Raw genomic sequence first — 20,045 nt, forward strand, 5'->3', positions numbered from 1 at the left:
CCTCCTGGGAATACGACTGCCGGAACCAGAATACCAGCTTGCGCACATAGCAGGCGTATGCAACTATTTATACCGCGCCTGCAACTAATGCAGGCGCGGTATTCGAGCTAGTGGTTTTATCTCCCGATCTGTACGAAAGGAGTGGCTGCGATGCCACTGGGTCTGCTCGCCCTCGCCATGGGCGGCTTCGGAATCGGTCTCACCGAATTCGTCATCATGGGATTGCTGCCAGAGGTGTCGGCCGATTTCCGGGTGAGCGAGTCTGTGGCCGGCTACCTCATCTCCGGCTATGCCTTGTCTGTGGCCGTCGGAGCCATCGTCATCACCGCCGCCGTCACGCGCTTCGACCGCAAGCGTGTCCTCGAATTCTTGATGGTGCTGTTCATCGGCGGAAATCTGCTGTCGGCGCTGGCGCCTACCTACGAGGTCATGATGGCCGGGCGCATCCTTGCGGCCCTGTGCCACGGTGCGTTCTTCGGCATCGGTTCCGTGCTCGCGGCAGATCTGGTCCCCGCAAGCAAGAAGGCGGGTGCCATTGCGATGATGTTCGCCGGACTCACCATCGCCAACGTCCTCGGAGTTCCGTTCGGCACCTTCCTCGGTCAGCAGTTCGGATGGCGTTCGACGTTCTGGGCCATCACCGTTATCGGCGTGATCGCTCTGATCGGAATTGCGACGCTGGTGCCGGTGCTCGCTCGTGCGAGCGATCCCGCCTCGGCCGGACTACGCGGAGAACTGCGCGCATTCCGCTCCCCGCAAGTGTGGTTTTCGATCGCCGTCACGGTCCTCGGGTTCGGCGGCATGTTCGGTGCCTTCACGTACATCGCCTTCACCCTCACCGAGGTCGGTGGATTCGCATCCACCAGTGTTCCGTGGTTGCTCGTCCTCTTCGGCGGCGGCTTGTTCGTCGGCAACTTCCTCGGCGGGCGTGCCGCGGACAAGGCGCTGACCCGCACCCTGATCACCATCCTGGCGGTGCTGGCCGTCGTCCTCGTAGTGTTCGCTCTCACTGCCGGGAGCAAGCCGATGACCATCGTGGCACTGTTCCTGATGGGCGCGTTCGGGTTTGCGACCGTCCCGGGCCTGCAGATGCGAATCATGAACTATGCCAAGGAAGCTCCCACGATGGCGTCCGGAGCGAACATTGCGGCGTTCAACGTAGGCAACGCTCTCGGTGCGTGGCTCGGTGGCATCACCATTGCAGCGGGTCTCGGATTCACCTCGCCGATCTGGATGGGCGCCGCACTGACCGGAGGTGCCCTCGTCGTTCTCGTTCTCGCCACCGTGCTCGACCGTCGCGCCCCGGTGCGGGATGAAGAACTGTCGACAGTGTCGGTCTAGCAACGCCTGCCGAACTCGCCGCGACACCGAAACACGGGTAACGAAATCGTGCTCGTGTGCTGAGCAACCTCTGGGGTCAGACAGGCTGGGCGTCTCCGAATGTCATCCGGAGTTTGGGGATGGACGACGTGACCAACGCTCGCTTCGGGAGGCCGAGGGTCCGCAGTTCGTCGGCAATCGGATGGCTGCCCAGTTTGAGTGCCGCGCCGCCCGGTCGGGAACGGACACCACTCGGGTTCATATCCCAGGTGGTGAACCGGGTCACCCCGTCGAGGTGTGAGTACGCCGCGAGGGAGGCGTTGGCACCCGAACCGGGAAGCGATATGCCTTGTTTGACGCTGAGCTGAGCTATCAACCGGCCATCCTGAGAGACCGACGCCCTCTTGACGGAGCTGACATGATCGACGTCGAAGTCGGCCAGCACCTTCGGGAAACCCCAGATGCCCCTCCCGGCGGCGAGGGTGAAGTCGCCGTCGACGGGTAGCTGATGAATCACAGCGCCGGCTCGTCCCCTCGCCAATGCCTTCAGATCTTGCGGAACCGAGGTGCTGTCGGTTCGATGATCGCGGACGAGGAAGATCACGCCGAATTCGTTGTAGGGCCCGAGATCGCCGTCCACGTAGTCGACGAACACCAGCGCGCAGATGCCGCGGCCGGGCCGGAACTGCAGGATCTCGAGTCCCGTGTAGTCGATCAACGACTGCGCGGCACCGGTCGGCACCGAGTACATCGCCGTGAAAGCCGAGGCTTGCCGAATCTCGACCGGCATGTCCACCTGCTTGCCCAGCACCTGATGAGAGGTCACGGTGCGACCACTCCCCGCAGTGCATCCGCGCCGAACATGGGCTCGAACATCGAGCGGAAGTCGGGTCCGCGGCGCAACATCTGCCCGCCGTCGACGTTGATGACCTGGCCGGTGATCCACGACGACTCAGGCCCGAGGAGAAACTTCGCGAGCGCGGCGATGTCGGTGACTTCGCCGACTCGGGCGATGGGGGTGTTGGCCATATAGTCGTCCAGAACGGGACCGCCGTCGGTGATGAGCGCGACCAGGTCGGTGCGGGTGAGCCCAGGGCGGATGCAGTTGACGCGGACATTGGATGCACCCAGTTCGTCCGCGGCAAGCCGGGTCAGGTGATCGACTCCGGCCTTCGACGGGCCGTAGGCGCCGAACCATCGGTGCGTGTTACTGCTGGCGATCGAGGAGATCGTCACGATGGAACCACCGCCCGCGTCAACGAGCGCCCGTGCGGAATGCTTGATCGTCAGCATTGTCCCGGTGACGTTCAGATCCACCGTCCGTCGCCACGCGTCGACGTCGAGCTGCGTCACCGGTCCCACGGTTTCGTTCCCGCCGGCGCAGGCCACGACACCGTCCAGCCGTCCGGTGCGCTCGCTTGCCTTCGCGACCGCGCGGACGACGTCGTCCTCGGCGGTGACGTCGGCGACGACGGTGACGACGGTCCCGGACGGGTTGTCGGCCTCGATCCCGGCTGCGGCGGCGGAGAGCTTCTCCTCATTGCGCCCACAGATCGTGATGTGGCCACCGGCCGCCGCCAGCGCGGTGGCGATGCCCAACCCGATGCCGCTTCCGCCGCCGGTGACGAGCACCGACATCTTGGCGAGTCCGCTGTCGCCGTCGTTGTTACCCACGTGCCGACCTCCAGTTGTGAGAACTCGTGTCAATTCTGAGGCACCGATCAGCGAGAACTTGCCGCTATACCCCTGTCTCATAGTAAGAACACGTTCTATTATCGGGGCACGGTTCGCAGGATTCAATGCTGAGGAGCACGTCGATGGGGAACAGGCCGGAATTCGATCTGATCGACGGGCGGTTCTATTCGGGCGAACTCGGAGATCCGCGGGCGGCTTACGCCTGGATGCGCGCCCACGAACCGGTGTACCGCGCAGACGGCATCCTCGGGGCGGCCAGCTACGAAGCGGTGCTCACCGCGGAGCGCGATCCGGATCTGTTCTCCAACGCGGGCGGGATCAGGCCCGGAGTCGGTCCGCTGCCGCAGATGATCGACATGGACGACCCGCAGCACTTGCAGCATCGTCGCCTGGTCAATGCGGGCTTCACCCGCAAGAAGGTGGAGGCCAAAATCGGCCGGATCCGCGAAATCTGCGACCAGTTGATCGATGCGGTGTGCGACAAGGGCGAGGCGGACTTCGTCCGTGATCTGGCGGCACCGCTACCCATGGCCGTGGTCGGCGACATGCTCGGTGTGCGCCCCGAAGAACGCGACACCTTCCTGCAATGGTCCGACGATCTCATGAATGCACTCGGCAGCAACGTCACCGAAGAAAGCCTGCAGGCCCAGCTGAACGCCTACCTGGCATTCACCGAATTCACCCACCGCACGATCGCCGACCGCCGGAAGAATCCGACCGACGACCTCACCAGCATCCTCGTGCACAGCGAAATAGACGGACACCGCCTCAGCGACGAGGACATCGTGGGCGAAACCCTGCTGATCCTGATCGGCGGCGACGAAACCACGCGGCACGTCCTGAGCGGGGGGATGGAACAGCTGATGCGTCATCCCGACCAGCAGGCGAGTCTGGTCCGCGACCCGGACGGCATTCCGGCGGCCATCGAAGAAATGCTCCGATGGTCCTCGCCCATCAAGAACATGTGCCGCACCGTCACTCGCGACGTCGACTTCTTCGGCACGCAACTGCGGCAGGGCGAGAAGATGATGTTGCTGTTCGAATCGGCGAACTTCGACGAGTCAATATTCGACGACCCGAACCGCTTCGACATCTCGAGGTCACCGAACCCGCACGTCGCGTTCGGCTTCGGCACCCACTTCTGCCTCGGCAACCAACTCGCCCGGCTCGAAGCGAAGATCATGTTTGAACAGCTGCTGTCGAGGCTGCCCGACATGATGCTCGTCGACGACGGGCCGCTGCGCCGCCGCCCCGCCAACTTCGTGTCCGGGCTGGAGGAGATGCCGGTGAAGTGGTGAGGCGCTTCGCACCCGTGAGTGGTTAGCGAGTCTCTGGACTCGTTAACCACTCACGGGCGGCGGAGCCGCCTACTCCGGGGCGCCGATGTTCAGCTCGTCCGGGTGGGCGCCGACGCGTGTGCCGTCGTCCATCGTCTCGATCTCGCTGAGGTCCTGCTCGGTGAGCTCGAAGTCGAAGACGTCGATGTTCTCGGCGATGCGTGCGTCGTGCACCGACTTCGGGATGACGATCAGCCCGTTTTGCAGATGCCAGCGGATCAGCACCTGTGCCGCGGTCTTGCTGTGCCGGTCGCCGATACGGGTGATGATCGGGTCGGTGAGCAACGTGTTGGGTTTCGAGTCCCTGCCCCAACCGGAGTTGCTGGTGCCGCCCAGCGGGCTCCACGACTCCACCGCGATGCCGTGTTCGGCGCCGTACTTGCGGATCTCCTGCTGCGCCAGATGAGGGTGCAGTTCCACCTGGTCGACGGCCGGTACGACGCCTCCCCGATCGGCCAGCAACTGCAGGTGCCGTGGCTCGAAGTTGCACACCCCGATTGCCTTGGCCTTCCCGGACGCCGCGATCTTCTCCATCGCGTCCCAGGTGCGAAGAATGCGGTCGTCGTCCTGCAGCGGCCAGTGGATGAGGTAGAGGTCGACGTAGTCGACGCCGAGCCGGCTCCGGCTGGCGTCGAAAGCCTTCAACGCCGGCTCATAACCCTGGTCGGAATTCCACAGCTTGGTGGTGAGGAAGATGTCCTCCCGGTCGACGCCCGAGTTGGAGATGCCGCGCCCGACCCCCTCCTCGTTGCCGTATGCGGCGGCAGTGTCGATGTGTCGGTATCCCGCCTCGTCGATGGCGAACCGGACAGCGTGTTCGGTCTCGTCGTTGGTGGCCTGCCACACTCCCAGGCCGAGTTGCGGGATGGTGGTTCCGGAATTCAGCACGATGTGCGGTACTCGAGGACTCATGGTGTCCAGGTTATCGACTGTGATGGTGTGCAGGGCGCAACGAGCCGGCCTGGCATCATGCGGAGGTGACGCAAATCCGGCTCCTCGCGACCGACCTCGACGGCACCCTGTTGCGCTCGGACCGGGTGATCTCGTCCCGCACCGCACAAGCGATGGAAAAGGCGCGGCAGTTCGGTATCGAGGTCGTGTGGGCAACCGCCAGGGCCCGTCATTCGGTGCACGAACTGGCGCAGTCGTGTGGGTTTCGGGGCCGGGCAATCTGCGCCAACGGGGCCGTGGTCCTCGACCTCGCCGACGGCACCCCGGTGGTGACGGCCACGACGTCGATCGCGATGGCTTCGGCCTCGGCCGCGATGAGCAGGGTGCGGCTGCTGCTGCCGGGCGTCGTGTTCGCAAACGTCGGGCCCACCCGTTTCGTTGCCGAGCCGGCGTATGCCGCGCTGTGCGACTTCGCCGACCATCACCGGCACCCCCACGAAATGTCGCTGTCGGAGCTCTTGCCCGACCTGGACGAGCCGATGGTCAAGATTGTCGCCCGGCACCCGGAGGTGTCGAGTTCGGACTTGTACCGCGCGGCGCTGGCCGCCGGTGTCGACGGTGTCGAGCTGACACACTCCGGTGCGCCGTACGTGGAGATGGCTGCATCGGGTGTGTCCAAGGCCAGTGCACTCGCCGAACTGTGTGCCCTCGACGGAATCGGAGCTTCCGAGGTGGCCGTCGTGGGCGACGCGATCAACGACCTGCCCATGTTGGCCTGGGCCGGGACGGCGCTGTGCCCGTCGAACGCCATTGCCGAGGTCCGGGCGCTGGCCGGCCGGGTCCTGCCGAGCAACGACGAGGACGCAGTCGCGACGTACCTGGAGGAGCTGGTAGGCGCTTCGCCCCCGTGAGTGGTTAGCGAGTCCAGAGACTCGTCAACCACGCACGGGCGGCGAAGCCGCCTGGGCGAGCTGGTGTAGGTACTCCCGAGGCTGCCCGAAGAGCTGGGCGCTGCCGTGGGCGCGTTTGAAGTAGAGCTGGGTGTCGTGCTCCCAGGTGATCGCGATACCGCCGTGGAGTTGGATGGCCTCGGCTGCCACCGACTGCAGCGCTTCGGAGCAGTACACCTTGGCGATGACAGCGTCCTCGTACGTACCCGACAGCGCCGCGGCGTACGACATCGACCTGGCGGTCTCTACCAAGGCGTACATGTCGGCCATGCGGTGCTTGAGCGCCTGGAACGACCCGATGGCCCGGCCGAACTGCTTGCGCGACTTCGCGTATTCGACCGTCTGCTCCAATGCCGCGGAGGCCGCGCCGACCTGTTCCGCCGACAACGCGATCAGCGCGACGGCACGGATACGTTCGACGAGATCAGGAGTCGACACCAGTCGGCGTGCGGTTACGTCGGCGAAGCTCACCTCGGACAGCGTTCGCGTCGGATCCATCGCGGGCACCCGACGACGGGTCACGCCGTCCGCTCTCGCCGCGACTTCGAACAGGCCGTCGTCGGTGAGGACGAGCAGCAGGTCGGCGACATCACCGCTGAGGACGTAGTGTGCTGTCCCCGAAAGAGTCTCGCCCGCCGCGGTGACCCCGAAATGGGACCAGCCGTCGGGCCCTGCCCAGCACAGCGCGGCCTGCGGACCCGCGGCGATATCTGGAAGTAGTCGGGCGCAGGCGTCGTCGTCACCGGACAGCAGCAGGGTCTGCCCAGCGAGGACTGCGCTGCCCAGCATCGGTGACGGCGTGAGTGTGCGACCCAGTTCTTCCTGCACTACATGCACTTCGAGCAGGGAGGCGCCGACGCCGTCGTACTTCTCCGGGATCGCAAGTGCTGCGACGCCGATCTGCTCGCACAGTCTTCTCCAGAGGCTCTCGTCGTAACCGTGCTCGGTGGTGATTGCGCGGCGGACGGCGCGGGAGTCGGAATGCTTGGACAGCAGGTCGCGCACGGACGCCCGGAGGTCTGCCCGTTCGTCGTTGTCGAAGCTCATGACGCACCCACGAGGGACTCGACGACGCGACCGCGGTGGAAAGACGGTGTACCCCAGGCGGTGACGAGTGCTCGAACCTTGGTGAGCCACAGCGACAGGTCATGTTCCTGGGTGTACCCGATTGCGCCGTGCACCTGTAGTGCCGCGCGCGCCGCACGGTAGGCGGCGTCACCACAGGCCACCTTCGCGGCGGAGACGTCACGAGGGGCGTCCGTGGAACCGTCCCGAACCGACAGCGCCGCTCCGTGCAGAAGCGGCCGGGACATCTCGAGGCCGACAGCCACCTCGGCCAGGTGATGTTTGATGGCCTGGAACTGCCCGATCACCTTGCCGAACTGCTTGCGCTGCTTGGCGTAGTCGGTGGTGACGTCGAGAAGGGTCTGTCCGAGGCCCTGCAGCTGCGCCGCGGTCGCGAGCGCGCCCAGGTCGAACGCGGGTGCGCTGTCGATCCCGCCCAGGTGTTCGCCGGCGGTCACCGGAAAGAGACGGCGGGACTGGTCGACGGAATCCTGTACCACTCCCGGATCACCGATATGAAGTGACGAATCCTCGGCGAGCAGTACGAGGTCCGCGGTGTCCGCATCGACGGCGAACGGTACACGCGGGGGAGCTGCCACAGTGACCAGCGAGCCTTCGGCGAGGGCGGACAGGCGCCCGGGTGCGGCCTGTGCCAGTAACTGCGGTGCCACGGCGATGGTCTCGGCCACCGGACCCGGCACGGCATGGCGTCCCAGTTGTTCCACGGCGACGACGAGATCGACGGCGTCGGCGCCCAGACCGTTGTGCTCCTCACCGATCAGCAACCCATTGACCCCGGTCTCGGCCAGACGCTGCCACAGCTTCAATCCGGGATCGGTGTCGCCGCGGTTCCAGGACCGGATCACCGACGGCATGTCGGACTTCGACAGCAACGCATCGATACTGGATGCGAAGTCCTGGTGGGAGGAGTCGAGCGCGAACCTCATTTATCCGCCTTGGGTAGGCCGAGCAGCCGCTCGGCGATCACGTTCTTCTGAATCTCGTTCGTGCCGGCGTAGATCGGGCCTGACAGGGAGAACAGGTAACCGTCCATCCAGTTGTCCGCGAGCTCCGCCGAGGCGCCCTGTAATTCGAGTGCGGTCTCGTGGGTGGCGATGTCCCACTCCGACCAGAACACCTTGTTGATCGACGATTCGGCGCCCAGCTGCCCGCCGTCGGCCAGTCGCGTGACGGTGCCGAACGTGTTCAGCTGGTAGGCGCGGGCGCCGATCCAGGCGTCGGCGACCTGGTTTCGCAGGGCCGTGTCGTCGGTGCGTCCGCTGTCCCGGAACAGATCGACCAGCCGATCGACCGTCGCGAGGAAACGGCCCGGGCTGCGCAGCGACAGTCCGCGTTCGTTGGACGCGGTGCTCATCGCCACGCGCCAGCCCTCGTTCACGCCGCCGATCACTCCGGACTCGCCGGGGTTCGCGGGGTCGTCCGGGACGAACACGTCCTCGAGGAAGATCTCCGCGAAACCGGGTTCACCGTCCAGCTGATCGATCGGCCGCACGGTCACACCCTTCGAGCGCAGGTCGAACATGAAATACGTAATGCCCTTGTGCCGCTGGGCATCCGGGTCGGACCGGAACAGTCCGAAGCCCCAGTCCGCGAAGCTCGCCCGCGAACTCCACGTCTTCTGTCCGTTGAGTACCCAGCCGCCGTCGACGCGGCGGGCCGTGGAACGCAGTGAGGCCAGGTCACTGCCCGACTCCGGCTCCGACCAGGCCTGTGCCCAGATGTCGTCGGCGCGGGCCATGCGCGGCATGATTTTTCCGAGCTGCTCCGCGTTGGCGTGCTCGAACAGTGTGGGCGCCAACAGGAAGATGCCGTTCTGGCTGACGCGCCCCGGTGCGCCGGAGCGATAGTACTCCTCCTCGAACACGACCCACTCCAGGAGCGAGGCGCCGCGGCCGCCGAGCTCCTCCGGCCACGACACCACCGACAGCCTGGCGTCGGCGAGCGTGCGTTCCCACTGCCGGTGAGCCTCGAATCCCTCGGCCGTGTCCATCGACGGCAGGGGACGCGACGGCACGTTCTCGCGCAGGAAGGTGCGGACCTCGTCGCGGAAGGCGATGGTGGCGTCGTCGAAGTCGAGATCCACCTACTTCTTCCCCTCGTTCGAGTTACGGGCGCTGGCCGCCATCGACTTGGCATCCATGCCACCGAGGGGGTCGGTGTCGATCTCGGCGTTGTGCGCATGGGCGAAGTGGTGCAGACCGAAGACGGAGTCCATGCCGTTCCGCATGCCCATCTGGTCCTCGCATTGATTGACGGCCTTCTTGGTGAGCGCGAGCCCGAATCGCGGCATGGCCGAGATGCGTCCGGCGATCGCGAGAGTTTCCTTCTCGAGGTCTTCGCGGGGAACGACGCGGTTGATCATGCCTACCTCGTAGGCGCGTTGAGCGGGAAATCGATCACCGGTGTAGAGGATTTCCTTCGCGAACCGCGGATTCAGCATCCACGGATGTGCGAAGTATTCGACTCCGGGAATGCCCATACGTACGACTGGATCGGAGAAGAACGCGTCGTCGGACGCCACGATCAGGTCGCACACCCACGCCAGCATCAGGCCGCCCGCGATGCACGCCCCCTGCACCATCGCAATGGTGGGCTTCGGGATCTCACGCCAACGGCGGCACATCCCGAGATAGACCTCCATCTCGCGGGCGTACCGCTGGTCGCCGCCCGGCTTGTCGACGTGGTCCCACCACATCACGGCCTTGTTCTCGTAGTGGACGTGATGGTCGCGGCCCGGTGTGCCGATGTCGTGCCCTGCGCTGAAGTGCTTACCGTTGCCCGCGAGGACGATCACCTTCACATCGTCGTCCTCGACCGCCCGCTCGAACGCGGCATCGAGCGCGTACGTCATCACCGAGTTCTGGGCGTTGCGGTAGTCGGGGCGGTTGAGCGTCACGAACGCGACACCGTCACGCACCTCGTAGGTGACGACGTCACCCTCGTCGGGGACCGTCATGATGATTTCTCCTCACGCAAAATGTTCTTCATTACTTTCCCGGAGGGGTTCCGGGGCAGGGAGTCGACGAATTGCACCGTGCGCGGGACCTTGAATCCTGCGAGGTGCTTCTTGCCGAAGGCGATCACGTCGTCCTCGCTCAGGGACGCACCGGCTTTCGTTACGACGTACGCCCGGCCGACCTCGCCCATGCGCGCGTCGGGTACACCGATCACCGCGGACTCGGCCACACCGTCGAGGCGTGCCAGCGCGTTCTCCACCTCGGCGGGGTACACGTTGAATCCGCCGGAGATGTACATGTCCTTCAACCGGTCGGTGATGTCCAGGTACCCGCGCTCGTCGAGGGTGCCGACGTCACCGGTGTGCAACCAGCCGTCCGGTTCGATGGTGTGAGCCGTGGCCTCGGGGTCGTCGAGATAGCCGAGCATGACGTTCTTGCCGCGCACGAGAATTTCGCCTCGCTCGCCGATTCGCACTTCCATACCCGGAATGGCCCGACCCGACGTGGTCGAGACGGTGACGGGATCGTCGTCGGTGCGGCACATGGTGATCACTACCGCTTCGGTCTGGCCGTACGCAGTGAGAACTGCTTCGAAGGTCAGCTCGGATTGCATCCGCTCGACGAGGGCGACCGGCACCGCGGCCGCACCGGTCACCGCGACGCGCAGGCTCGAGAAGTCGTATTCGGGACGGTCGGGGTGGTCGAGGATCGACTGGAAGATCGTGGGGGCGCCGGGCAGCACAGTGATCTGCTCGTCGTGCACGGTCGCCATCACCTTGGGCACGTCGAACACGGCCATCGGCACCACCGTCGCGCCGTTCAGCAGGCACACCAGGAACCCTGCCTTGTACCCGAAGGTGTGGAAGAAGGGGTTGATGACGAGGTAGTTGTCGTCGGAGGTCACCTCGGCGCACTCACCCCACACCTGCGCGATGCCCACCGACTGCCGGTGCGCACTCATCACACCCTTGCTACGGCCCGTAGTGCCCGACGTGAACATGACGTCGGAGACGTCGTCGGGGGATACGGCGGCCGCGCGGGCGTCGGCCTCGGCGCGGGTGTCCTCGTCGGCGAGGGCGAGGAAGTCGTCGAAGTCGAAGACGCCGGGCAACTCGACGTCGCCGCCGTCGACCGGAACCCGGACGACGGTCGGTAGGTCGAGGGTGCTCGACTCGTCGCGTAGCGAGGCGTACCGGTCGGTCCCGAGGAAGTTGCCCGCGACCACCAGTGCGGTGGTCTTGGTGCGCTCGAGAATGTCGAGGGCCTCGGTAGCCGTATACCGGGTGTTGATCGGGACGAGAGTCGCACCGGCGTAGTGGATGCCGAGCGCCGAGACCACCCAGTGATACGTGTTGGGCGACCACACCGCGACGTGATCGCCGGGTCGCACGTCCTGTGAGCACAGTGCGGCGGCGAAATCGCGAACACGGTCGTGAAGCTGTGTGAAGGTCAGACGGACGTCGCCGTCCGCCACGGCTTCGCGTTCACCGAAGTCGTGGGCGGCCGCGATGACGGCGGCCGGAGTGGTTGTCGGTTGTGCGGTCACTTCGCTCCCTACCTACCTAGCAAGTGCTTGGTAGGTTATCTTACAGACGTGGACCAGAGCGAGAGCCCGGATGGGCTGATCACCGACGACGACTTCGCACAGACCGTGAGAACCTGGCTGACGGAGAACCTGACCGGCGACTTCGCACGCCTCAAAGGCAAGGGTGGGCCCGGCAGTGAGCACGAGTTCTTCGAGGAACGGCTTGCCTGGGACCGCCACCTCGCCGCCGCGGGGTGGACCTGCCTCGGCTGGCCGGCGGAATACGGCGGACGCGGGGCCACGCTGGCCCAGCAGGTGACGTTCCACCAGGAGTACGCGAAGTCGCGGGCACCGGCCAGGGTCAGCCACGTGGGCGAGGAACTGCTCGGCCCGACGCTGATCGCCTTCGGCACCGAGGAACAGAAGCGTCGCTTCCTGCCCGGAATCAACACGGTCACCGAACTGTGGGCGCAGGGTTACTCCGAGCCGGGCGCCGGTTCCGACCTCGCCAACGTCGCCACCACTGCTCGGCTCGAGGACGGAAAGTGGGTGCTCAACGGGCAGAAGGTGTGGACCTCGCTCGCGCACGTGGCGCAGTGGGCGTTCGTGTTGTGCCGCACCGAGCCGGGTTCGAAACGACACCAGGGACTCAGCTTCCTCCTCGTCCCCCTCGATCAACCGGGCGTCACCGTGCGCCCGATCCAGCAACTCACCGGCACCTCCGAGTTCAACGAGGTGTTCTTCGACGACGCCGCTACCGACGCGGATCTGGTGGTCGGGGAGCCGGGCGAGGGCTGGCGGGTCGCGATGGGACTGCTGACCTTCGAACGCGGCGTCTCCACGCTCGGACAGCAGATCGGTTTCGCCCGCGAACTGCAGGAAATCGTCGACCTCGCGCGTGCCAACGGCGCAGCGTCCGATCCGAACATTCGCGAGAAGATCGCCCGCGCATGGGTGGGGCTTCGGGTGATGCGGGCGCATGCCCTGCGCACCCTGGAAGCGGTCGACGCAGGGACTTCCGGGGCGGAGGCGTCCGTTGCGAAGCTGTTGTGGGCCAACTGGCACCGCGACCTCGGTCAGCTGGCCATGGACGTGCAGGGTGCGGCGTCGCTACTCGCCCCGACCGGGCCGTCGTCGGACGTCACGGACCCCGAACATCTGGAACTGGGCGACTGGCAGCGGCTGTTCCTCTTCACCCGCGCCGACACGATCTACGGCGGATCCAACGAGATCCAGCGCAACATCATCTCCGAGCGCGTGCTCGGACTCCCCCGAGAGGCACGACCGTGACACAGCCCACCCCCCGCCCGGTGACACAGCCCACCCCCCGCCCGGTGACACAGCCCACCCCCCGCCCGGTGACACAGCCCACCCCCCGCCCGGTGGCACAGACATCCCCACTCGCCACCGCGCCCGTCGAGACTCCGGGACACGACCTGCTGAAAGACAAGAAGGTCGTCGTCACCGCCGCAGCGGGCACCGGCATCGGTTACGCGTCCGCGCGACGCGCCCTGCTCGAGGGCGCCGACGTGCTGGTGTCCGACTGGCACGAACGACGGCTCGGCGAGACCCAGGAAAAGCTCGCCGCCGAATTCCCGGGCCAGGTGGTCGAGGCGCTGACGTGTGACGTGTCCAGCACGGAGCAGGTGAATGCGCTGATCGCCGGCGCCGCCGAACGACTCGGCCGGATCGACGTCCTCGTCAACAACGCCGGACTGGGCGGCGAGACACCACTCGTCGACATGACCGACGAGGAGTGGGACCGCGTCCTCGATATCACGCTCAACGGAACGTTCCGCGCCACCCGCGCCGCGCTGCGCTACTTCAAGGAGGTCCCGCACAACGGTGTACTGGTCAACAATGCGTCGGTCCTCGGGTGGCGGGCCCAGCACTCGCAGGCGCACTACGCGGCCGCGAAGGCCGGCGTCATGGCCCTGACCCGCTGCAGCGCGATCGAGGCCGCCGAGTACGGCGTCCGGATCAACGCCGTCGCGCCGTCTATCGCGCGGCACGCTTTCCTCGCGAAGGTCACCAGCGAAGAACTCCTCGACAGGCTGGCGTCGGGAGAGGCGTTCGGGCGGGCCGCCGAGGTGTGGGAGATCGCCGCCACCATCGCGATGCTCGCCAGCGACTACACCACGTATCTCACCGGTGAGGTCGTGTCGATTTCGTCGCAGAGGGCGTAGCCGCCCCGTGCGCGGTTAGCGAGCGTCTGGACTCCTTGACCGCGCACGGGGCCGAAGGCCCTAGCAAGCGCTTGGTTGATAGGATGGATTGATGACTGCACCCCGAATCGACGAGACGTCCAAGACCGGACGCCGGGCCGAGCTGCTCGAGATCGCGGCCCGGCTGTTCGCGGAACGTGGTCTGCGGGCCACTACCGTCCGTGATATCGCCGACGCAGCGGGCATCTTGTCGGGCAGCCTCTACCACCACTTCGACTCCAAGGAGTCGATGGTCGACGAGATCCTACGGGGCTTCCTCGACGACCTGTTCGGCAAGTACCGCGAGATCGTCGCGTCCGGACTCGACAGCCGCGCGACCCTCGAAGCGCTGGTCACCACGTCGTACGAGGCGATCGACGCGTCGCATTCCGCGGTCGCGATCTACCAGGACGAGGTGAAGCACCTCGTCGCCAACGAACGCTTCGCCTATCTGGCGGAACTGAACACCGAATTCCGCGAGCTGTGGGTCGGGGTGCTCGAGGCGGGTGTGCGGGACGGCAGTTTCCGCCCCGACATCGACATCGAGCTCGCGTTCCGCTTCATGCGCGACACCGCCTGGGTTGCCGTGCGCTGGTACCGGCCCGGTGGCTCCCTGACCGTCGACACGGTCGCCAAGCAGTACCTCTCGATCGTCCTCGACGGACTCGCGAGCCCCAGAATCATCGACTAGGAGTTCTCCATGACCGAGGCATACATCGTCGACGCCGTTCGGACACCGATCGGCAAGAAGAACGGTGGCCTGTCCGGCGTGCACCCCGCAGATCTGGGTGCGCACGTGATCGAGGCGATCGTCGCCCGCACGGGCATCGACCCGGCCGGCGTCGACGACGTCGTCTTCGGGTGCGTCGACGCGATCGGCGGCCAGGCGGGCAACATCGCACGGACGGCATGGTTGGCGGCCGGCTATCCAGAGGAGGTCCCCGGGGTCACCGTCGACCGTCAGTGCGGCTCGAGCCAGCAGGCGGTGCACTTCGGCGCGCAGGCGATCCTCAGTGGCACCGCCGATCTGATTCTCGCCGGCGGCGTGCAGAACATGAGTCAGATCCCTATCGCGTCGGCGATGGTAGTGGGTCAGCAATATGGATTCGACACCCCGTTTGCCGGATCGACGGGATGGGCGGAGCGCTACGGCGATCAGGAGGTGTCGCAGTTCCACGGCGCGGAGTTGATCGCGGACAAGTGGGACATCAGCCGGGAGGAACTCGAGCGCTGGGCGTTGCAGAGCCACGAGCGCGCGAGGACGGCGATCGCGGAGGGCCGCTTCGACCGCGAGATCGTCCCGATCGGGGAGGTGACGACGGACGAGGGTCCGCGTGAGACGAGCCTCGAGAAGATGGCGTCGTTGAAGACGCTCACCGAGGGTGGCCGGTTGACGGCCGCAGTCGCAAGCCAGATCTCCGACGGCGCGAGCGCGGTCCTGCTCGCGTCCCCTGAAGCGGTCGAACGCTACGGTCTGACGCCACGCGCCCGCATCCATCACCTCAGTGCCCGCGGCGCCGACCCGATCTTCATGTTGAGTGCGCCCATTCCGGCCACGCGCCACGCGTTGGAGAAGACGGGACTGAGCATCGACGACATCGACCTGGTCGAGATCAACGAGGCCTTTGCGCCGGTCGTCCTCGCGTGGAACAAGGAGATCGGGGCCGATCCGGCGAAGGTCAACGTGAACGGCGGCGCGATCGCTCTGGGACATCCGCTGGGCGCGACTGGCACCAAATTGATGGCAACGCTGCTCAACGAACTCGAGCGCACTGGCGGCCGCTACGGTCTGCAGACCATTTGCGAGGGCGGCGGCACCGCCAACGCCACCATCATCGAACGGCTGTGAGTGATTGTTGACCGCCCTCGGTTGACAAGTGCTCACGGGGGAGGGGCGCGAGGACTACCCTCGTATCCACAGGTGACGAGTCCGTAAGCGGGGTCGTGATGCACGAACTTGCAATCACTCAGAGCGTCGTCGATGCCGTCTGCGAGAAAGCGGGTGGACGGACCGTCCACAGTGTGCGGGTTCAGGTGGGCGCGTTGACCGCGGTGGTCGCCGATTCGATGCAGTTCTGTTTCGAGTTGGTCACCGAAGGAACTGTGGCGCATGGTGCCCGGCTCGACATCGACCAGTCGCCGGGCAGCGCGCACTGCCGCCAGTGCGGCGAGACCTTCTCGCTCACCGACCTGGTGTTGCTGTGTCCGTGTGGGAGTGCGGATGTCGAGGTCACCTCGGGTCGCGAGTTACGTATCCTCTCGATGGAAGTGAGTTGACGCATATGTGTGCCACCTGCGGATGCGGCGACGACACCGGTACCAGGGTCAGCCGGCCCCATACCCATGAGCACCCGCACGAACACGACCACCCGCACACCCATGAGCACCCGCACACCCATGAGCACGAGACGGTGACACTCGAGCAGAAGGTGCTGGCCAAGAACGACCTGACGGCCGAGCGCAACCGGGGTTGGCTGGCCGAACGGGGCGTGCTCGCGCTGAACATTATGAGCTCGCCGGGGTCCGGCAAGACAACATTGCTCGAGCGGACCATCGCCGACATCGGAGGCGACCGACCGGTCTCGGTGATCGAGGGAGATCAGGAGACGATGCTCGACGCCAAGCGAATCGAGGCGACGGGTTGCTCTGTCGTGCAGGTGAACACGGGTGCCGGATGTCACCTGGACGCGGAGATGATGCGCGATGCGCTGTCGGCACTCGATCCCGGTCCGAACTCCTTGTTGTTCATCGAGAACGTGGGAAACCTGGTGTGCCCCGCCCTGTTCGACCTCGGGGAGCAGTCCCGGGTGGTGGTGATTTCCGTGACCGAGGGCACCGATAAGCCGCTGAAGTACCCGCACATGTTCGCGGCGGCGAACCTGGTGATCGTGAACAAGTCGGACTTGTTGCCGTACGTCGACTTCGACGTGGATCTCTGCACGAAGTATGCGCGATCGGTGAACCCCCATCTCGAGGCGATCGCTCTGTCCGCGACCACGGGACAGGGCATGCGGCAGTGGTACGACTGGATCGCGGCGCAGTAACGCCCGGTGCGCGACTGGCCCGAGGTGTCTGAGCGGCGTTGACACACGAACGCCGAAAGGCGCTAAATAGTGATTAGCGTCACACAGGTGGGCCGACGGTCGACCCCGGTGGCGACAGGAGCCGTGTTCGGTTCCGGAAAGCGACCTGCTATGCCGACACAGGAAGCAATCAACGCCGAGGAAACCCTGATTCACGTGTTGTGGATCAACGCGGGACTCAGCTGCGACGGGGATTCGGTGGCATTGACCGCTGCCACTCAGCCCAGTGTCGAGGAGATCGCGCTGGGCGCGCTGCCGGGCCTGCCGAAGGTGGCCGTGCACTGGCCGCTGATCGACTTCGAATGTGGGCCCGAGGGTGGCGCCGACGATTTCATCGAGTGGTTCTGGAAGGCCGACCGCGGCGAGCTGGAACCCTTCGTGCTGGTCGTCGAGGGCTCCATCCCCAACGAGCAACTTCACGACGAGGGGTATTGGTGCGGCTTCGGAAACAACCCGGAGACCGGTCAGCCCGTCACGACGAGTGAGTGGCTCGACAAGCTGGCCCCCAAGGCGACGGCGATCGTGGCTGCCGGTACGTGCGCGACGTACGGCGGTATCCACGCGATGGCCGGCAACCCGACGGGTGCCATGGGCGTCCCCGATTACCTCGGCTGGGATTGGAAATCGAAGGCGGGTATTCCGATCGTGTGTGTACCCGGTTGCCCGATCCAACCGGACAATTTGTCCGAGACGTTGACCTATCTGCTGTACATGGCCACCGAACAGGCGCCGATGATTCCGCTCGACGACGCCTTGCGGCCGCAGTGGCTGTTCGGAATGACGGTCCACGAAGGCTGTGACCGGGCCGGGTACTACGAGCAGGGCGACTTCGCAACGGAGTACGGCTCGCCCAAGTGCATCGTCAAGCTCGGCTGCTGGGGCCCTGTCGTCAAGTGCAACGTTCCCAAGCGTGGGTGGATCAACGGTGTGGGTGGCTGCCCGAACGTGGGCGGAATCTGCATCGGGTGCACGATGCCGGGATTCCCGGACAAGTTCATGCCGTTCATGGACGAGCCGCCCGGCGGAAGACTGTCCACGACCGCATCCGGTCTGTACGGCTCCGCGATCCGCAGTCTGCGCAGAATTACCAAGAACACCTTGGACAAAGAGCCGCAGTGGCGTAGCCGCGGCACGAAATTGACCACAGGCGCCACTCGCACCTGGTAGCCCAGTTCGGGCCTCTGAGAGGTACGTCGATGACAACGATCATTCCGGATCCTTCGCACAAGACGGAAACCGATGGCCTGGTGGAGATGGCGTGGGATCCGATCACACGCATCGTCGGCAGCCTGGGTATCTACACGAAGATCGACTTCAAGCAGAAGGAAGTCGTGGAGTGCCACAGCACGTCTTCGATTTTCCGTGGCTACTCGATCTTCATGAAGGGAAAAGATCCGCGCGACGCCCACTTCATCACCAGCCGCATCTGCGGTATCTGCGGCGACAACCACGCCACGTGTTCGTGTTATGCCCAGAACATGGCGTACGGGGTGCAGCCGCCGCATATCGGCGAGTGGATCGTCAATCTCGGTGAAGCAGCGGAATACATGTTCGACCACAACATCTTCCAGGAAAACCTGGTCGGTGTGGACTTCTGCGAGAAGATGGTCTCGGAGACGAATCCCGGGGTGCTCGCGCAGGCGGAGAACACTCCGGCGCCGCACGCCGGCGACCACGGTTACCGGACCATCGCCGATATCATGCGATCGCTCAACCCGTTCACCGGCGAGTTCTACCGGGAGGCGCTCCAGGTCAGCCGCTGGACGCGGGAAATGTTCTGCCTGATGGAAGGCCGGCACGTTCACCCGTCCACGCTGTATCCGGGTGGTGTGGGCACGTCGGCGACGGTCCAGTTGATGACCGACTACATGTCTCGCCTGATGCGCTACGTCGAATTCATGAAGAAGGTCGTCCCCATGCATGACGACCTGTTCGACTTCTTCTACGAGGCGATTCCGGGATACGAGAACGTCGGACTCCGTCGCACCCTGCTCGGCTGTTGGGGCTCGTTCCAGGATCCGGCGGTGTGCAATTTCGAGTACAAGGACATGGAGAGTTGGGGCCGGTCCATGTTCGTCACACCGGGCGTCGTGGTGGACGGCAAACTGGTGACGACCTCGCTCGTGGACATCAACCTCGGTATCCGCATCCTCCTGGGCAGTTCGTACTACGACGACTGGACCGACCAGGAGATGTTCGTGAAGAACGATCCGCTCGGGAACCCGGTCGACCGCAGGCATCCGTGGAACCAGCACACCAACCCGCATCCGCAGAAGCGGGACATGGACGAGAAGTACAGCTGGGTGATGTCGCCGCGATGGTACGACGGCAAGGACTATCTGGCCCTCGACACCGGTGGCGGTCCGTTGGCCCGACTCTGGAGTACCGCTCTGGCACAGTTGGTGGATGTCGGCTACGTGCAGTCGACGGGCCACAGCGTGAAGATCAACCTGCCGAAGACTGCCCTGAAGGGCCCGGTCGAGCTGGAGTGGCACATTCCGCGGCACGGCAGTAACACGATCGAACGGAACCGTGCAAGGAGCTACTTCCAGGCTTACGCGGCGGCGTGTGCCTTGCATTTCGCCGAGAAGGCACTGGCCGAGATCCGGGCCGGGCACACCAAGACCTGGGAGAAGTTCGACGTCCCCGACGAGGGAATCGGATGTGGATTCACGGAGGCCGTGCGCGGAGTTCTCTCACACCACATGGTGATTCGTGACGGCAAGATCGCGAACTACCATCCGTATCCCCCGACACCGTGGAACGCCAATCCCCGGGACAGCTACGGAACGCCCGGACCCTACGAGGATGCGGTGCAGAAGTCGCCCATCTTCGAGGAGAACGACCGGGACCACTTCAAAGGCATCGACATCATGCGGACCGTCCGCAGTTTCGATCCGTGCCTGCCGTGTGGTGTTCACATGTACCTGGGTGAGGGAAAGACGCTGGAGAAGTTGCATTCGCCCACCCAGTCCGTGACCGGCGAGTGACGAGGCA

General features: G+C 65.3%; 19 protein-coding genes. 11 read left to right on the forward strand and 8 right to left on the reverse strand.

What is annotated here, in order from left to right; genetic code table 11:
• Nucleotides 1-150 precede the first annotated feature (150 nt).
• The gene (locus NOF53_RS00575) at nt 151-1,341 is read left to right on the forward strand and encodes an MFS transporter (RefSeq protein ID WP_255965026.1); all 1,191 of its coding nucleotides are present in this window, start codon (nt 151-153) and stop codon (nt 1,339-1,341) included.
• Nucleotides 1,342-1,417: 76 nt separating this feature from the next.
• Here NOF53_RS00575 and NOF53_RS00580 read toward each other — a convergent pair whose 3' ends face one another.
• Both NOF53_RS00580 and NOF53_RS00585 read right to left on the reverse strand, forming a co-directional pair.
• Nucleotides 1,418-2,146 (reverse strand): acetoacetate decarboxylase family protein, encoded by a 729-nt coding sequence (locus NOF53_RS00580; RefSeq protein ID WP_255965027.1) that lies wholly within the window; start codon nt 2,144-2,146, stop codon nt 1,418-1,420.
• Complete coding sequence (locus tag NOF53_RS00585) at nt 2,143-2,994, reverse strand: SDR family oxidoreductase (protein WP_255965028.1); 852 nt, start codon at nt 2,992-2,994, stop codon at nt 2,143-2,145. The genes NOF53_RS00580 and NOF53_RS00585 overlap by 4 nt, the downstream gene beginning before the upstream one ends.
• 143 nt (nt 2,995-3,137) lie before the next feature.
• Here NOF53_RS00585 and NOF53_RS00590 point away from each other — a divergent pair, with 143 nt between their 5' ends.
• Entirely contained in the window at nt 3,138-4,313 is a 1,176-nt protein-coding gene (locus NOF53_RS00590; protein WP_255965029.1) for a cytochrome P450, read from the forward strand.
• 69 nt (nt 4,314-4,382) lie between these two features.
• Here the strand turns inward: NOF53_RS00590 and NOF53_RS00595 are convergent, their stop codons facing one another.
• Nucleotides 4,383-5,264: an aldo/keto reductase gene (locus NOF53_RS00595; protein ID WP_255965030.1), complete on the reverse strand. Its 882-nt coding sequence runs from the start codon at nt 5,262-5,264 to the stop codon at nt 4,383-4,385.
• A gap of 65 nt (nt 5,265-5,329) precedes the next feature.
• On the opposite strand from NOF53_RS00595, the gene NOF53_RS00600 reads away from it, so the two are divergent.
• Nucleotides 5,330-6,154: an HAD family hydrolase gene (locus NOF53_RS00600; RefSeq protein ID WP_255965031.1), complete on the forward strand. Its 825-nt coding sequence runs from the start codon at nt 5,330-5,332 to the stop codon at nt 6,152-6,154.
• A 24-nt stretch (nt 6,155-6,178) separates the two neighbouring features.
• On the opposite strand, the gene NOF53_RS00605 is transcribed toward NOF53_RS00600, so the two are convergent.
• Genes NOF53_RS00605 through fadD3 form a run of 5 tightly spaced genes read right to left on the reverse strand, consistent with a single transcriptional unit; the run spans nt 6,179 to nt 11,782 of the window.
• Complete coding sequence (locus tag NOF53_RS00605) at nt 6,179-7,240, reverse strand: acyl-CoA dehydrogenase family protein (protein ID WP_255965032.1); 1,062 nt, start codon at nt 7,238-7,240, stop codon at nt 6,179-6,181.
• Nucleotides 7,237-8,205, reverse strand: coding sequence for an acyl-CoA dehydrogenase family protein (locus NOF53_RS00610; protein ID WP_255965033.1), 969 nt, complete (start codon nt 8,203-8,205; stop codon nt 7,237-7,239). Before NOF53_RS00610 ends, NOF53_RS00605 begins: the two co-directional genes overlap by 4 nt.
• Complete coding sequence (locus tag NOF53_RS00615) at nt 8,202-9,362, reverse strand: acyl-CoA dehydrogenase family protein (RefSeq protein ID WP_255965034.1); 1,161 nt, start codon at nt 9,360-9,362, stop codon at nt 8,202-8,204. Before NOF53_RS00615 ends, NOF53_RS00610 begins: the two co-directional genes overlap by 4 nt.
• Nucleotides 9,363-10,235: an enoyl-CoA hydratase gene (locus NOF53_RS00620; RefSeq protein WP_255965035.1), complete on the reverse strand. Its 873-nt coding sequence runs from the start codon at nt 10,233-10,235 to the stop codon at nt 9,363-9,365.
• Nucleotides 10,232-11,782, reverse strand: coding sequence for a 3-[(3aS,4S,7aS)-7a-methyl-1,5-dioxo-octahydro-1H-inden-4-yl]propanoyl:CoA ligase (gene fadD3, locus NOF53_RS00625; RefSeq protein WP_255965036.1), 1,551 nt, complete (start codon nt 11,780-11,782; stop codon nt 10,232-10,234). The genes NOF53_RS00620 and fadD3 overlap by 4 nt, the downstream gene beginning before the upstream one ends.
• A 48-nt stretch (nt 11,783-11,830) precedes the next feature.
• Between fadD3 and NOF53_RS00630 the strand changes: the two genes are divergently transcribed.
• The 8 genes from NOF53_RS00630 (at nt 11,831) to NOF53_RS00665 (ending at nt 20,038) form a co-directional block, all read left to right on the forward strand.
• A complete protein-coding gene (locus tag NOF53_RS00630) occupies nt 11,831-13,051 on the forward strand; it encodes an acyl-CoA dehydrogenase family protein (protein ID WP_255965037.1) in 1,221 nt (406 codons plus the stop codon).
• A 92-nt stretch (nt 13,052-13,143) separates the two neighbouring features.
• Complete coding sequence (locus NOF53_RS00635) at nt 13,144-13,947, forward strand: SDR family oxidoreductase (RefSeq protein ID WP_255965038.1); 804 nt, start codon at nt 13,144-13,146, stop codon at nt 13,945-13,947.
• Nucleotides 13,948-14,038: 91 nt separating this feature from the next.
• On the forward strand, nt 14,039-14,656 hold the full coding sequence (locus NOF53_RS00640) for a TetR/AcrR family transcriptional regulator (RefSeq protein ID WP_255965039.1): 618 nt from the start codon (nt 14,039-14,041) through the stop codon (nt 14,654-14,656).
• A 9-nt stretch (nt 14,657-14,665) separates the two neighbouring features.
• Complete coding sequence (locus NOF53_RS00645; protein WP_255965040.1) at nt 14,666-15,814, forward strand: acetyl-CoA C-acetyltransferase; 1,149 nt, start codon at nt 14,666-14,668, stop codon at nt 15,812-15,814.
• A 98-nt stretch (nt 15,815-15,912) separates the two neighbouring features.
• Nucleotides 15,913-16,242 carry a hydrogenase maturation nickel metallochaperone HypA gene (gene hypA / locus NOF53_RS00650; protein ID WP_255965041.1) on the forward strand — a complete coding sequence of 110 codons (330 nt, stop codon included), beginning with the start codon at nt 15,913-15,915 and terminating at the stop codon, nt 16,240-16,242.
• 5 nt (nt 16,243-16,247) lie between these two features.
• Complete coding sequence (gene hypB / locus NOF53_RS00655; protein ID WP_255965042.1) at nt 16,248-17,009, forward strand: hydrogenase nickel incorporation protein HypB; 762 nt, start codon at nt 16,248-16,250, stop codon at nt 17,007-17,009.
• A gap of 150 nt (nt 17,010-17,159) precedes the next feature.
• The gene (locus tag NOF53_RS00660; protein WP_255965043.1) at nt 17,160-18,215 is read left to right on the forward strand and encodes an NADH-quinone oxidoreductase subunit B family protein; all 1,056 of its coding nucleotides are present in this window, start codon (nt 17,160-17,162) and stop codon (nt 18,213-18,215) included.
• A 29-nt stretch (nt 18,216-18,244) separates the two neighbouring features.
• A complete protein-coding gene (locus NOF53_RS00665) occupies nt 18,245-20,038 on the forward strand; it encodes a nickel-dependent hydrogenase large subunit (protein ID WP_255965044.1) in 1,794 nt (597 codons plus the stop codon).
• Nucleotides 20,039-20,045: the final 7 nt, after the last annotated feature.

Origin of the sequence: Rhodococcus tibetensis (assembly GCF_024438035.1) — a bacterium.
Lineage (GTDB): Bacteria > Actinomycetota > Actinomycetes > Mycobacteriales > Mycobacteriaceae > Rhodococcus_F > Rhodococcus_F tibetensis.

Bases quoted from the DNA above. Each gene is read 5' to 3' on its own strand.
- NOF53_RS00575 (WP_255965026.1), top strand. From the start codon at position 151: ATGCCACTGGGTCTGCTCGCCCTCGCCATGGGCGGCTTCGGAATCGGT.
- NOF53_RS00590 (WP_255965029.1), top strand. From the start codon at position 3,138: ATGGGGAACAGGCCGGAATTCGATCTGATCGACGGGCGGTTCTATTCG.
- NOF53_RS00595 (WP_255965030.1), bottom strand. From the start codon at position 5,264: ATGAGTCCTCGAGTACCGCACATCGTGCTGAATTCCGGAACCACCATC.
- NOF53_RS00605 (WP_255965032.1), bottom strand. From the start codon at position 7,240: ATGAGCTTCGACAACGACGAACGGGCAGACCTCCGGGCGTCCGTGCGC.
- NOF53_RS00610 (WP_255965033.1), bottom strand. From the start codon at position 8,205: ATGAGGTTCGCGCTCGACTCCTCCCACCAGGACTTCGCATCCAGTATC.
- NOF53_RS00620 (WP_255965035.1), bottom strand. From the start codon at position 10,235: ATGACGGTCCCCGACGAGGGTGACGTCGTCACCTACGAGGTGCGTGAC.
- NOF53_RS00640 (WP_255965039.1), top strand. From the start codon at position 14,039: ATGACTGCACCCCGAATCGACGAGACGTCCAAGACCGGACGCCGGGCC.
- NOF53_RS00645 (WP_255965040.1), top strand. From the start codon at position 14,666: ATGACCGAGGCATACATCGTCGACGCCGTTCGGACACCGATCGGCAAG.
- hypA (WP_255965041.1), top strand. From the start codon at position 15,913: ATGCACGAACTTGCAATCACTCAGAGCGTCGTCGATGCCGTCTGCGAG.
- hypB (WP_255965042.1), top strand. From the start codon at position 16,248: ATGTGTGCCACCTGCGGATGCGGCGACGACACCGGTACCAGGGTCAGC.
- NOF53_RS00660 (WP_255965043.1), top strand. From the start codon at position 17,160: ATGCCGACACAGGAAGCAATCAACGCCGAGGAAACCCTGATTCACGTG.
- NOF53_RS00665 (WP_255965044.1), top strand. From the start codon at position 18,245: ATGACAACGATCATTCCGGATCCTTCGCACAAGACGGAAACCGATGGC.